At 65.8% G+C, this 12,735-nt stretch carries 10 protein-coding genes; 4 read left to right on the top strand and 6 right to left on the bottom strand.

Going from position 1 to position 12,735, the window contains the following annotated elements; translation table 11 throughout:
* Positions 1-6: 6 nt before the first annotated feature.
* The gene (locus JSO19_RS08025) at positions 7-1,995 is read right to left on the bottom strand and encodes a M13 family metallopeptidase (protein ID WP_270910907.1); all 1,989 of its coding nucleotides are present in this window, start codon (positions 1,993-1,995) and stop codon (positions 7-9) included.
* Positions 1,996-2,051: 56 nt separating this feature from the next.
* Between JSO19_RS08025 and JSO19_RS08020 the strand changes: the two genes are divergently transcribed.
* Genes JSO19_RS08020 through JSO19_RS08005 form a run of 4 tightly spaced genes read left to right on the top strand, consistent with a single transcriptional unit; the run spans position 2,052 to position 6,511 of the window.
* A complete protein-coding gene (locus tag JSO19_RS08020; protein WP_270910906.1) occupies positions 2,052-3,386 on the top strand; it encodes an MATE family efflux transporter in 1,335 nt (444 codons plus the stop codon).
* Positions 3,383-4,606: an MFS transporter gene (locus JSO19_RS08015; RefSeq protein WP_270910905.1), complete on the top strand. Its 1,224-nt coding sequence runs from the start codon at positions 3,383-3,385 to the stop codon at positions 4,604-4,606. Before JSO19_RS08020 ends, JSO19_RS08015 begins: the two co-directional genes overlap by 4 nt.
* Positions 4,607-4,617: 11 nt before the next feature.
* Positions 4,618-5,310, top strand: a complete 693-nt coding sequence (nucS, locus tag JSO19_RS08010; protein WP_217133496.1) for an endonuclease NucS — start codon at positions 4,618-4,620, stop codon at positions 5,308-5,310.
* Between the two features lie 55 nt (positions 5,311-5,365).
* On the top strand, positions 5,366-6,511 hold the full coding sequence (locus tag JSO19_RS08005; protein WP_270910903.1) for a winged helix DNA-binding domain-containing protein: 1,146 nt from the start codon (positions 5,366-5,368) through the stop codon (positions 6,509-6,511).
* On the opposite strand, the gene JSO19_RS08000 is transcribed toward JSO19_RS08005, so the two are convergent.
* The 5 genes from JSO19_RS08000 to JSO19_RS07980 are packed head-to-tail and all read right to left on the bottom strand — an operon-like array spanning position 6,504 to position 12,670.
* Positions 6,504-7,760, bottom strand: coding sequence for an MFS transporter (locus JSO19_RS08000; RefSeq protein WP_270910901.1), 1,257 nt, complete (start codon positions 7,758-7,760; stop codon positions 6,504-6,506). The two genes, JSO19_RS08005 and JSO19_RS08000, sit on opposite strands and share 8 nt — an antisense overlap.
* On the bottom strand, positions 7,760-8,902 hold the full coding sequence (hpaD, locus tag JSO19_RS07995) for a 3,4-dihydroxyphenylacetate 2,3-dioxygenase (RefSeq protein WP_270910900.1): 1,143 nt from the start codon (positions 8,900-8,902) through the stop codon (positions 7,760-7,762). The genes JSO19_RS08000 and hpaD overlap by 1 nt, the downstream gene beginning before the upstream one ends.
* A gap of 29 nt (positions 8,903-8,931) precedes the next feature.
* Entirely contained in the window at positions 8,932-10,431 is a 1,500-nt protein-coding gene (locus JSO19_RS07990) for an aldehyde dehydrogenase (protein ID WP_270910899.1), read from the bottom strand.
* A gap of 59 nt (positions 10,432-10,490) precedes the next feature.
* Positions 10,491-11,165: a GntR family transcriptional regulator gene (locus JSO19_RS07985; protein WP_270910898.1), complete on the bottom strand. Its 675-nt coding sequence runs from the start codon at positions 11,163-11,165 to the stop codon at positions 10,491-10,493.
* Positions 11,162-12,670 (bottom strand): fumarylacetoacetate hydrolase family protein, encoded by a 1,509-nt coding sequence (locus JSO19_RS07980; protein WP_270910897.1) that lies wholly within the window; start codon positions 12,668-12,670, stop codon positions 11,162-11,164. Before JSO19_RS07980 ends, JSO19_RS07985 begins: the two co-directional genes overlap by 4 nt.
* Positions 12,671-12,735 lie beyond the last annotated feature (65 nt).

Raw genomic sequence — 12,735 nt, 5'->3', positions numbered from 1 at the left:
CGGGAGCTACCAGATCGAGACGCGATCCGCCTTGTCCATCCACAGCTCATCGCCCGGCTTCGTGCCATAGGCCTCGTGGAAGGCGTCGAGGTTCTTGACGATCTGGTTGCAGCGAAACTCGTTGGGCGAGTGCGGGTCAATCGTGAGCAGACGCACCGTCTCTTCGGGGCGTGACTTCTGCTGCCAGGCCTGAGCCCAGGCGAGGAAGAAGCGCTCGGCACCCGTGAGTCCGTCAATCACGGGAGGCTCGGCGCCGTCGAGCGAACGCTGGTACGCCTTCCATGCGATCTCGAGGCCCGAGAGGTCGCCGATGTTCTCGCCAATCGTGAGCTCACCGTTGACCTTCTGGCCGTCGGCGCCTGCGGGCGAGAGGGCGTTGTACTGCTCGATGAGCGCGCCCGTGAGCTTCTCGAAGGCCTCGCGGTCTTCTTCGTGCCACCAGTCGGTGAGCTTACCGTCGCCGTCGTAACGCGAGCCCTGGTCGTCGAAGCCGTGACCGATCTCGTGGCCAATGACGGCACCGATCGCGCCGAAGTTGGCGGCGGGCTCGGCCTGCTGGTCGAAGAACGGTGGCTGCAAGATGGCCGCCGGGAACACGATCTCGTTGAAGCCCGGGTTGTAGTAGGCGTTGACCGTTTGCGGCACCATGAACCACTCATCGCGGTCGATGGGCTTGCCGAGTTTGCCGAGCTCACGATCGAAGTCGTTCACGGCGACGCGGCGCGAGTTGCCGATGAGGTCACCAGCATCAACCTCGAGCGACGAGTAATCGCGCCACTTCACGGGGTAGCCGATCTTCGGCGTGAACTTATCGAGCTTCTCGAGCGCACGCGTCTTCGTGTCGGCGCTCATCCAGCTGAGCTTCTCGATCGAGTCGCGGTAGGCCTCGATGAGGTGGTCAACGAGCCCGTCCATCGTCACCTTCGCCTGCTCGTCGAAGTGGCGCTCGACGTAGAGGCGGCCGACCGCCTCACCCATCGCACCCTCGACGAACGAGACGCCGCGCTTCCAGCGGTCGCGCTGCTCGGGCGTACCCGTGAGCTTCGTGCCGTAGAACTCGAAGTTGGCCCGTGAAATCTCGGGCGTCAGCAGCGAGGCCTGGCCAACAACGATGCGCCACGCGAGCCAGGCGCGCCAGTCTGAGAGCCGCTCTTCGGTGAGCAGGGCGATCGTTGACTGAATCGTGTCTGGCATGCCGACGACAACCTCACCGAATTTGGCGGGGTCGATGTTCATCGCCTCGAGGTATGCCTTCCAACTGAAGCCGGGGGTGAGCTCTTCGAGCTCGGCGAAGCTGCGCAGGTTGTAGAGCTTCTGAATATCCCTGCTCGCAACCGTGTCCCAGTGCGTCGCGGCGATCTCGGTCTCAAGCCGCATGACGCGCTCGGCGAGTGTCGCGGTCGAGGGGGCGCCAACGAGCCCGAACATGCGCTCGATGTGGGCCACGTATGCGGCGCGAATCTCGGCGAACTGCTCTTCGCGGTAGTACGACTCATCGGGCAGCCCGATGCCTGACTGCATGAGCATCGGAATGTACCGCTCGGGGTTACCCGGGTCGTTGTCAATGTACATGCCCACGAAACCGCCGAGGCCGCCGTGCTCCAGCTCTGCGAGCAGGCTCACGAACTCGTCAACCGTGGCGACGGTGAGCGCCCGCTCAAGGTCTGCGCGAATGGGCTCGGCGCCGAGCTCATCAAGCTTGTCGGTGTTCATGAAGCTTTCGTAGAGGGCCGCAACTTTCTCGGCCTCGGTCTTCGCCCACGTTCCCGCCTCGGGAGCCGTGGTGCCGGTGATGATCTCGCGCACCGCCTCTTCGGCGTTCTCGGCGAGCACCGCAAACGAGCCATAGCGAGCGCGGTCGTCAGGCAGTTCGGTTCGGTCGATCCACTTGCCGTTCACATGACGAAACAGATCGTCTTGCGGGCGTACGCTCTGATCAAGCTCTGCCAAATCGATACCTGCGGTAAGGGCCTTATTCTGTGAGTCGCTTGTCATGACCCCAGCCTAGTTCACTGACCCCAGGGTCGCGCTAGGGCCGGTATCGTAGATGCGTGAGTACTCAGGGGCGCAATATCGATCGCAGCATCGCGGCTCTTGCCTTCCCCGCGCTCGGCGCACTCGTCGCCGAGCCCCTCTTCTTAGCGGTCGACTCGGCCCTCGTCGGGCACCTCGGCCAGGCTCCGCTCGCGGGGCTCGCGATCGCCTCGGCCATTCTCACGACCGCGATCGGCCTCATGGTGTTTCTCGCGTATTCGACCACGCCACTCGTTGCCAGAAGACGCGGATCGGGCGATACACGCGGCGCCGTTCAGGCGGGTGTTGACGGCCTGTGGCTCGCGCTCGGGCTCGGCATCGCGGTGGCCATCGTGATGTGGTTTGGTCGCGAGATGCTCGTCGGCTTCTTCAGCTCATCGGCGGAGGTCGCCGAGCAGGCGGTCATTTACCTTGGTGTCTCGGCGCTCGGCATGCCCGCGATGCTGCTCGTCTTTGCCGCAACCGGACTCTTGCGAGGCATGCTCGACACGGTGACGCCACTCACGGTCGCGGTGATCGGCTTCGCCGTCAACGCGGGGCTCAACTGGCTGTTCATTTACGGCTTCGGCTGGGGCATCGCCGGCAGCGCCTGGGGCACCGTCATCGCCCAGTGGGGCATGGTGCTGTGCTACCTCATCGTCATTGCCAAGCACGTGCGCCGCCACGGCGCGGGTTGGCTGCCGCAGGCAGAGGGCCTCAAGCACGCCGGCCGCTCGGGCGGCTGGCTCTTCGTGCGCACGCTCGGCCTGCGCGTCGCGCTGCTCGCAACCGTCTCGGCGGCTGCCACCCAGGGCGTTTCGACGACGGCCGCCTACCAGATCGTCTTTCTCGTCATCTCGATCACGGCGTTCATGCTCGACGCGCTCGCGATCGCCGCGCAGGCGCTCATCGGCGATGCGCTCGGCGCCTCAGACGAACCACGCGTGCGCCTCGTGCTCTCAAGAACCCTGCGCTGGGGCGTGCGCGCCGCGCTCATCATTGGCGTTCCCGTCGCGCTCGTGAGCCCCTTCGTTGGGCGCGTGTTCACGAACGACGCCGCGGTGCTCGGCCTCCTTCCGCCCTCGATCGCCGCGGTCGGGCTTACCCTGCCACTCGCCGCGATCGTCTACGTGCTCGACGGTGTGCTCATGGGGGCGGGCGATGCCCGATACCTCGCGATCGTGAGCATGGGTGCGCTCGTGATCTACCTCCCCCTTCTCTTCTTCGCAACGCAGCGCGCGCCAGACGGCGCACCCGCGTTGCTCACCATTACCCTCGCGTTTACCGTCGGGCTCATGGCGCTGCGTGCTCTCACGCTCGCGTTCAGAGCGCGCGGCGGGCGCTGGATCGTGCTCGGAGGTGAGCGTTCTTGACCACGGCTTCACAGCCCTCGGCGGCCGAACTCAAACGGTGGCTCTGGGCGCTCTTCACCATGTTCGCGCTGCTCGGCGCGACGTGGGGCACCCTCCTCACCCGGTTCCCGACGCTGCGCGACGAGCTCGGCTTCTCGTTCTCGATGATGAGCATCATCGTGCTCTGCCCCTCGCTCGGCACGATCGTTGGCCTCTCCTTCGCTGGCCGCCTCGAAACCAAGCTCGGCGCCCGCAAGCTCACCATGCTCGGGCTCACCATCATGGCGCTCGCCCTGCCACTCGGCAGTTGGCTGTTACTCTCGCACGTTGATCCGCTGTCATACTTCGTGCTCGGCTTTGTTGGCGTCGGCTTCGGCTTCGCCGACGTCGCCGTCAACGTGAGCGGCGCTCAGGCCGAACGCGCGAGCGGCCGGCCCCGCATGTCAACGCTGCACGCGGGGTTCAGCATCGGCGGCATCACCTCGGTGCTGCTCGGCGCGTGGGCCGAGTCAATCAAGCTCGACGTCGTCGTGCACCACGTGAGTGCCGCCATCATCGTCATTGCAGCGATGCTCTTCTTGCAACGCTTCATCGTTGAAACCGCCGAGCCCGGCGAGATTCCCGTGACCACCGGGCCCATCTCGACCGAGGCGCTCACCCACCTCAGCAAGGTATGGAAAGACCCGCGGGTGCTCCTGCTCGGCTTCATCGCGCTCGCGGGCAGCCTCGCCGACGGGGTCGCGACCGACTGGATGCCGCTCGCGTTCATCGACATTTACAGCCTCGGCAACTCGCACGCCGTGCTCGTGCTGACGCTCATGTACGTTGGCGCCCTCACGCTACGCCTCTCTGGCGATTACCTCGTGACCCGCTTCGGCAGGGTGAGCGCCCTGCGCTTCTCGTTCGGCTGCGCGATCATTGGCGTGCTGCTCGTGTCGCTCTCACCCTGGGCGTGGCTCGCGATTCCCGGAGCCCTGCTCTGGGGCATGGGCGACGCCCTCGCGTTTCCCCTCGCGGTCTCGGCCGCCTCAGACCACCCGAAGCTCGCCGCCCGCCGGGTCGCAGCCGTTTCGACCATCGCCTACACCGCCTACGCGGCGGGCCCCGTCACCTTTGGTTTCATGGGCGATCACTTCGGCTTTCGCATCGCCTTTCTCGTTCTCGCGGCGATTCTCGTCGCGGCGTGGATCGCGAGCCCAAAGACGGGTGGCGCGCCCCACACTGCAGCCCAAAACTCGTAGACTCTTATACCGTGCGAATTGTTGTTGCTGAATGTTCTGTTGATTACGCCGGTCGGCTGAGTGCCCACCTGCCCCGCGCCAAGCGTGTGCTCATGCTCAAGGGCGACGGCAGCGTGCTCGTGCACTCAGATGGCGGATCATACAAGCCGCTCAACTGGATGAGCCCGCCCTGCGCCTTCACTGTGCTCGAGCCCACCGAAGACCACACCGCGGCCGGCATCGTCGAGCTGTGGGAGGTGCTCAACACGAAGACCAACGACAAGCTCGTTATCTCGATCTACGAGATGCTGCAAGATACCTCGCACGACCTCGGCGTCGACCCGGGCCTGCAAAAAGACGGTGTCGAGGCGCACCTGCAAGAGCTCCTCGCCGCACAGATCGAACTGCTCGGCGACGGCCACACCCTCGTGCGCCGCGAGTACATGACCGCGATCGGCCCCGTCGACATTCTCGCCAAAGACCCCGAGGGCTCGTCGGTGGCCGTCGAGATTAAGCGCCGCGGCGAGATCGACGGCGTCGAGCAGCTCACCCGCTACCTCGAACTCATGAACCGCGACCCGGTTCTCGCCCCCGTTCAGGGCGTCTTTGCCGCCCAAGAGATCAAGCCTCAGGCCCGCACCCTCGCCGAAGACCGCGGCATTCGCTGCGTCACCCTCGACTACGACGCGATGCGCGGCCTCGAAGACGTCAACGCACTCTTCTAAACTCACGGCGCACGTGTGGTCGGGGCGTAAGGCCTCGGCGCAGTACACTCTCACCATGCATACCGCGACCGCCGCCTCGCCCACCGATGTTCTGAACTGGCGCATGCGCGGGCTCTTGCTCGCACGAGCCGCCGCGACCGCCCCCAGCAACACCCCGACACCCGCACAGGTGGTGCAGCACCTCACCGCGTTGCAGGGCCAAGACTGGTACGCCTCGCTCTGGGCCGTCGGAGTTCGTTCGGGTGCCACGCGCGCAGCAGTGCACGACGCGCTCGCGAACGGCGAGGTGGTGCGCTCGTGGCCCATGCGCGGCACGGTGCACCTCGTGCCCGCCGAAGACCTGCGCTGGGTTCAGCTGCTCACCGAGAAGAAGGTGCTCGCGGGTGTGCAGCGAAGGCGTGAGTTCCTGGGGCTCGATGAGCCGACGGTGACGCGCGTGATCGATGCGACGGGTGCTGCGCTCACGGGCGGCAGAGCGCTGTCGCGCGCAGACCTCGCCGAGGTGTGGGCCGCCGCCGGCGTCGAAACTCCGGGCAACTGGCGGTACCACCTCCTGTGGTTCATGAGCCAGACCGGCATCATCGTGCAGGGGCCACTCGCGGCGCCCGGAACGCTCGGCCGCGTCGCCGAGCCGCTCTTCACCCTCGCAGACGAGTGGATCACTGCCCCGCGCACCCTGAGCGGCGACGAGGCACTCACCGAGCTCGCCACTCGCTTTACCCGTGGGCGCGGCGTCGTGCAAGAACAGGACTTCGCCTGGTGGGCTGGTCTCGGCAAGCGAGACACCGCGAAAGCCTTCGCGGGCGCGGCTCGGGAGGCGAGCCTCGTGCCGCTTGAGGTTCTCGGTGAACGGTTCTGGGGCGATCCGCTGCTCATTGATTCGAGCGCACAAGCGAATGGCGAGACGCTGCTGCTGCCCGCCTTCGACGAACACCTGCTCGGCTTCACCGACCGCGGCCTGCAGCTCGGCTCGGGCCACCTCGCCCACGTGGTTCCCGGCAATAACGGCATGTTCAGGCCCACGGTCGTGCGCGATGGTCGCACGGTTGCGACGTGGAAGGCGAAGCAGCTCGCGACGAAGGCGAGCATCGAGATCACGACGCTACCGGGCGAGCACGTCGATGCGGCCGAGGTCGCGACTGCCGCACGTGCCTGGGCAACGTTTCACGAGGCTCCCGAGCCCGAGGTGTCTGTTAGCTGATGCCCTTGCGCCACACCCAGAGGCCCACGAGGCACGAGCCGACCGTGAGAATGATGCCGCTCACCACCACGGCACCCGCGATGCCGGCGATGCTGCCGAGTACGGCGATGGTGACCCCGCTGAAGGTCATCATGCCCGGCCCGAACATCGTGTAAGCGCCGATGATTCGGCCACGCTCGTGCTCTGGAGCCTCGAGCTGAATGATGCTCATCTCGGTTGACTCAGAGGTGATGCGGGCAAAGCCGCCGACGATGAGCGCGAGCACCGAGAGCAGGTAGTTGCCGCTGAGCGCGAAACCAATGGTCGTGATGCCCAGCACGATCGCGCTGATCACCGCGGTCTTGACCGTCGCCGGGACCCTTCCGGTTGCCTCGAGAAGGAAGCCGCCGACCACTCCGCCGATGCCGTTGGCCACGAGCAGAATGCCGTAGGTGAAGTCGCCCTCGCTGCCCGCGCCGAGACGCGAGGCGAACTCCGGCATCGCGTTTTGCATCGTGGCGCCGATGGTCATTCCGGCGAGAGCCGTGAGCAGAATCATCGAGAAAATCTTGGGGTTTGCGCGCACCGTGCTGAACACCCCGAAGGCCTCACGAAAACTGAGTTTCGTTTCGGCAACCCTCGGTCTCTCGCGCCGGTGCCCCGTCACCTTCGTGCGCCACAGGAACACCGTGAGCGGAATGTAGAGCAGCGCGTTAATGAACATGCCATACGACGAGCCAACCGCGACGAGCAGCGCCGAGCCGACAACGGGACCGATGAGGAAGCCGAGTGAACGGAACGTCGAGTTGATGCGCACGGCGCTCGGGAGGTCTTTCGGGCCCGCGAAATCGTAGAGCATGAGCTGCTCGGCCGGCATCCAGATGCACCCGGCGAGGCCGTGTAGCACGAGCAGCACGCAGGCGTGCCACAGCTCGAGCGTGCCGGTGATGAAGAGCACGCCCCAGGCGACCGAGACCGCCATGAAGAGACCCTGCGCGATCTGGATGATGCGGCGGCAGTCGAAGCGCTCGGCAAGCGCGCCGGCGTAGACCGAGAAGAGGAAGAACGGGAGCCAGTGGCTGACAATTTGAAAGCCGACGAGCGCTGGCGACTCAAACGTCACCCAAAGCACCCAGTAGGTAAGCACGTGCTCGATGTTGTCGGCCATCATCGAGAGGGCCGCGCCGAGAACGTAGTTGCGTGACTCGCGTCGCCGCAAAACGACAAACTTCTGGCTCTTGCCCTCTGGCTCCCGCTCTTCGTGCATCATTACAGTGTATTGCCGAGCTTGAAGCCCTTGGCCTCGTCACCATCGCGGGTGTACGAGAAGCCGTCGGCGCCGATGGTCACGGCCATCTCTGACGAGTCGGTGCGGGCGACGACGGGCTGCGGGTTGCCGTCGAGGTCGAGCACGAGCGAGGCATCGGTGTACCACGACTCGACGACGGGGTTGCCCCACCAGTCGCGTCGCTGGTTATCGTGCACGTCCCACGTCACGACCGGGTTGTCGGGGTCGCCCGTGTAGTAGTCCTGCGTGTATACCTCAACGCGGTGCCCGTCGGGATCACGCAGGTAGAGGTAGAACGCGTTCGAGACGCCGTGGCGGCCGGGGCCGCGCTCGATGTGGTCTGAGAGGCGCAGCGCACCGAGCTTGTCGCAAATGGCGAGAATGTTGTGCTTCTCGTGGGTTGCGAAGGCGACGTGGTGCATGCGCGGGCCGTCGCCGCCGGTCGCTGCGGTGTCGTGCACCGTGGGCTTGCGGCGCATCCAGGCGGCGTAGACCGTGCCATCGCTGTCTTGAATGTCTTCGGTGACGCGAAAGCCGAGGTCTTGGTAGTGGCGCACGGCACGGGGCACGTCGGGGGTGACCTGGTTGAAGTGGTCGAGCCGCACGAGCTCGCCCGGGGTCTGCAGGTCGTAGCGCCATGAGAGCCGCTCCTGGTGCTCGGTCTGGTAGAAGAACTCGTACGGGAAGCCGAGCGGATCGACCACTCGCACCGAGTCGCCGATGCCCGTCACGAAGCCATCGGCCTTGCGACGCACGTCGCAGCCGAGCTCGGTGTAAAACTCGACGGCGCGGTCGAGGTCTTCGGGCGTGCGCACGCGGTACGAGAAGGCGGCGACCGCGGCAACCGGCCCCTTGCGCAGCACGAGGTTGTGGTGAATGAACTCTTCGGTCGAGCGCAGGTAGATGGCCTCGTCATCTTCGGTCGTGACATAGAGCCCGAGCACGTCGACATAGAACTCGCGTGAGACCGCGAGGTCGGTCACGACGAGCTCCATGTAGGCGCAGCGCAGAATGTCGGGCGGGGTCGCCTTCGGGGTCACGACGGGGTTATCGCTCACGATGGGGGCCTCTTTCGTGACCCAGAAGCCCGATGAGGTCTTGTCGCTTTCATTGAGTTTTGGCATGGTAATTCTTTCTCAGCGTTGAAAAATGATTAGTTGGCTCCGGCGCCGAAGCGGGGCGAGTGCGCCTCGTTCAGCGTGATCTGGATGGACTGCGCGGTGGTGTAGAAATCAACCGAACGGTAACCGCCCTCGCGGCCGAGGCCTGAGGCCTTCACCCCGCCGAAGGGGGTGCGCAGGTCGCGCACGTTGTTCGAGTTGAGCCAGACCATGCCCGACTCGATGCCGTGCGCAAAGTTGTGCGCCCGCTTGAGGTTCGAGGTCCAGACGTATGCCGCGAGGCCGTACTTCGTGTTGTTCGCGAGCTCGAGTGCCTCTTCGTCGGTGTCGAATGGCGTGATCGCCACGACCGGGCCAAAGATCTCTTCCTGGAAAATGCGCGCGTCGGGAGCGACGTCGGCAAACACCGTCGGCGCTACGTAGTTGCCCTCGGGGAAGCCCTCGGGTCGGCCGCCGCCGGCGACGAGGCGACCCTCGCCCTTGCCGATCTCGACGTAGCTCATGACCTTCTCGAAGTGGGTCGGGTGCACGAGCGCGCCAACCTCGGTCGCGGGGTCACTCGGCAGGCCGATGACGATGTTCTTGGCGCGCTCAGCGTAGCGAGCAACGAAGTCGTCGTAGATCGAGCGCTCGACGAGCACGCGGCTACCCGCGGTGCACCGCTCGCCGTTGAGGCTGAACACGCTGAACACGGTTGCGTCGAGCGCCTCTTCGAGGTCGGCGTCGGCGAAGACGACCGACGGGCTCTTGCCGCCGAGCTCGAGCGAGAGCCCCTTGAGGTACGGGGCCGCGTTCGTCGAGATCATCGCGCCGGTTGAGCTGTCGCCCGTGAACGAGATGAGCGGCACGTCTGGGTGCTTCACGAGAGCGTCACCGGTGACGCTGCCCGAGCCGAACACGAGGTTGAACACCCCGTCTGGCACGCCCGCCTCGCGGAAGATTTCGGGCCACAGCGCTGCCGAGAGCGGCGTGTAGCTCGCTGGCTTCAGCACAACGGTGTTGCCCGTTGCGATCGCGGGAGCGAGCTTCCACGATTCCTGCATGAAGGGCACGTTCCACGGCGTGATGAGCCCTGCGACGCCCTTGGGCTTGCGGTTGACGTAGTTGATCTGTCGGCCAGGCACCTTCGTGACGTTGTCGTGCTCGGCAACGATGAGGTCGGCAAAGAAGCGAAAGTTCTCGGCGGCGCGACGCGCCTGCCCCTTGGCCTGGGTGATGGGCAAGCCCGAATCCCAGCTCTCGATGAGCGCGAGCTGCTCGTCACGCGACTCGACGATGTCGGCAACGCGGTGCAGAATGCGTGAGCGCTCGCGCGGCAGCATCGTGGGCCACGGGCCCTCGTCGAAGGCGCGCTTTGCCGCGGCAACGGCGCGGTCGACGTCGCCCTTGCTCGCCGAGGCGGCCTTGATGTACACCTCGTTCGAGACGGGCTCGATGACGTCGAACTGAGCGCCGCCCTCGGCGTCAACGAACTCGCCGTCAATAAAGAGTTGCAGTTTCTCGGGAAGCCCTTCGGGCTTTTCGTATGCCATGGTCTTACCTTCCGTTGTAAACCAAAAGTGGTGGTGTGGTGGGTCGCACGCCCCAGCGCCTACGCGGTGAGCGCCTCGCCCTCGTCGTGCTCAGCGTTTCTCGCGAGCACCGCGCGCAGGGTCGCGAGACGGTGCTCGCGGGCGCTCTGTTCAACGAGCTCGGCCGCCGATCCGCTCTCGATGAGGGCGAGCAGCCGCTCGTGTTCTTCAACCGACTCGTGGGCCCGCCCCGGCACAAACGTGAACGACGAGTTGCGCAGCACCCGCATCCGGTTCCACCCCCGGTGCACGAGCTCGAGCACGTGGGGGTTGGGGCAGCTCTCGAACAGCACGCTGTGAAAGTCGAGGTTCAGCTGCGTGAATCGCTGCGGATCGAAGTCGTCGAGCGTTTGCCGCATCGTGTCATTGATTCGGCGGGCACGCGTGATCTGGTCGGCGGTCACCGCTGGCGAGGCGAGCGCCGTTGCGAAGCCCTCGACGAGCGCGAGCGTTTGCATCGTGTGCAGGTACTCAGTCTCTTTGACGAGCGCGACCTGCGCGCCAACGTTGCGCTCAAAGGTGATGAGCCCCTCGGCCTCAAGGCGGCGGATCGCCTCGCGAATCGGCACTGCCGAGATACCGAGCTCTTGCGCGATCGGCGCGATCACCAGCCGGTAGCCGGGCATGTACGCACCCGAGTCGATGCGCTCGCGCATGACCCGGTAGGCGAGATCGGTCTTTGATTCTTTCATCATGACCCGGCGGCGCCGCCCCCGGTCTCGGCTTCAAAGCGTGCACGCCACTCGGCGTTCATCGGGAAGAGGCCGTCAACCGCCTCGCCCTTGGCGACCTGCTCGGCCACCCAGCCCTCTTCGAACTCCTGCGCCGCAGCGTCACGCGCGACCTCTTCGACCAGGTGCGGTGGAATCACGATGACCCCGTCGCGGTCGCCCATGATGACATCGCCCGGCTGCACCGCGGCGCCGCCGCACGCGATCGTCACGTCAGTCTCCCAGGGCACGTGCTTGCGCCCGAGCACGCTCGGGTGGGCGCCCTGCGAGAAGACGGGAAGCGAGAACTCCTGCACCGCCGCGAAGTCGCGCACGCCGCCATCGGTCACGATGCCCGCGGCACCGCGCACCTGCGCACGCAAGGCGAGCACGTCACCGACGGTTCCCGTCGACGACAGCCCACGGGCCTCAACGACGATGACTTCACCCTCGTTGACGGTGTCATACGCACGCTTCTGGGCGTTGAACCCGCCGCCGTACTTCTTGAACAGGTCTGGTCGAAACGGCACGAAGCGCAGCGTGCGAGCCGTGCCAAGAATGCGGTCACCCTCGTGGTTCGGGTGCACGCCGTCGATGAAGATGTCAACGAAGCCGCGCTTGCGCAGCGCCGTCGAGACGGTGGCGACGGGAAGCTCCTCAAGCAGGGCGCGAATCTCAGGGGTGAGCGGGCTCTCGCCCTCGGCCGCGGCGGGCTTGTCGAGCGGCGTTGCGCGGCCAGCTGCAACGGCTGCCGCGTGCTCGCTCTCGCTGCCCCAGGCCTCGATGCGCTGCAGATCGTTCACGCTGGGTCGGTTGCCGTACTCACCAAACGCCGTCGTTCCCTGGGTAACCGTCGTCACGAGACGGCCCGTCGTGGGCGCTCCCTCGGCGCCCGGGGCATCGACCTCGACCTCAACGACGTCGCCCGGAACGACGACCGAAGAGCCCGCCGGGGTGCCCGTGAGAATCACGTCGCCCGGTTCGAGCGTCATGTGCTGCGAGAGGTCGGCAACGAGCTGACCGAAGGGAAACATGAGCGTGTCGCTCGTGTCTTCCTGCACGAGCGCGCCATTCACCCAGGTGCGCACGCGCCAGCCGCCCTGCCCCGCGAGCGAGGCGTCGAGCGCGACCGGGCCCACTGGCGTGTACCCGTCGCCGCCCTTGTTGCGCACGTTCGAGCCCTTGTCGGCAGCGCGCAGGTCGTAGAGCCCGAAGTCGTTTGCCGCGGTCACGTGCGAGACGTAGCCCCAGCCCTCTTCGGGGCTGACCCAGCGCGCACGCTTGCCGATCACGAGCGCGATCTCGCCCTCGAAGGCCAGGAGCTCGGTGCCCTCAGGCCGCTCGATGGTGCTGCCGGTTGCCGCGAGCGATGAGGCCGGCTTGAAGAAGTACGAGGGAAACTCGGGGGTGCGCCCACGCTGCGCCACCCGAGAAGGGTAGTTGAGATGAACGGCAATGATCTTGCCGGGGGTATCGATTCCGTATGACATGACTGCAGTGTCTCCTCTCGGTGATACTCAAGATTATATATGATTTGATATTCGAAATGGAAGAG

The organism is Leucobacter sp. UCMA 4100 (assembly GCF_027853335.1).
GTDB lineage: Bacteria > Actinomycetota > Actinomycetes > Actinomycetales > Microbacteriaceae > Leucobacter_A.
Note: the sequence above shows the minus strand (reverse complement) of the source record. Positions and strands in the feature narration are given on the sequence as shown.

What these genes read in the sequence shown, in the direction of transcription:
- JSO19_RS07990 (WP_270910899.1), bottom strand. Translation starts at nt 10,431, where the DNA reads ATGGCATACGAAAAGCCCGAAGGGCTTCCCGAGAAACTGCAACTCTTT.
- JSO19_RS07985 (WP_270910898.1), bottom strand. Translation starts at nt 11,165, where the DNA reads ATGATGAAAGAATCAAAGACCGATCTCGCCTACCGGGTCATGCGCGAG.
- JSO19_RS08025 (WP_270910907.1), bottom strand. Translation starts at nt 1,995, where the DNA reads ATGACAAGCGACTCACAGAATAAGGCCCTTACCGCAGGTATCGATTTG.
- JSO19_RS08000 (WP_270910901.1), bottom strand. Translation starts at nt 7,760, where the DNA reads ATGATGCACGAAGAGCGGGAGCCAGAGGGCAAGAGCCAGAAGTTTGTC.
- hpaD (WP_270910900.1), bottom strand. Translation starts at nt 8,902, where the DNA reads ATGCCAAAACTCAATGAAAGCGACAAGACCTCATCGGGCTTCTGGGTC.
- JSO19_RS08005 (WP_270910903.1), top strand. Translation starts at nt 5,366, where the DNA reads ATGCATACCGCGACCGCCGCCTCGCCCACCGATGTTCTGAACTGGCGC.
- JSO19_RS07980 (WP_270910897.1), bottom strand. Translation starts at nt 12,670, where the DNA reads ATGTCATACGGAATCGATACCCCCGGCAAGATCATTGCCGTTCATCTC.